At 55.6% G+C, this 239-nt stretch carries 1 protein-coding gene; it reads right to left on the bottom strand.

All coding sequences use genetic code 11. The features are described 5' to 3' along the window. Positions 1 to 239, bottom strand: a 239-nt coding sequence (locus KB213_RS12305; RefSeq protein ID WP_249110582.1) for an AEC family transporter, incomplete at both ends; no start/stop codon positions are given.

Here is a 239-nt window from a genome sequence, read left to right as displayed (position 1 = left end):
GCTGCTTCGCGGCGTGGAAAGCGGAAAATACCGTGTAAGACGCCAAAGATCAGCCCAAACCCGCCAATCATGGCGAAGCAGATCAACACTGCGATAGGGCCTGCGGTCATCACTTCAGCGCGTGGCGTGCTGAGGATGTAGGCGAGGAGCTCAATCGGTAGAGCATAGAGCATGACCAAGCGCGTTAGACCGCTGGCTTGTACGGCATCAATATCACGTCTGTAAGCAGCGTAATAGCC

The organism is Neokomagataea anthophila, from assembly GCF_018122595.1.
Classification (GTDB): Bacteria; Pseudomonadota; Alphaproteobacteria; order Acetobacterales; family Acetobacteraceae; genus Gluconobacter; species Gluconobacter anthophilus.
Note: the sequence above shows the minus strand (reverse complement) of the source record. Positions and strands in the feature narration are given on the sequence as shown.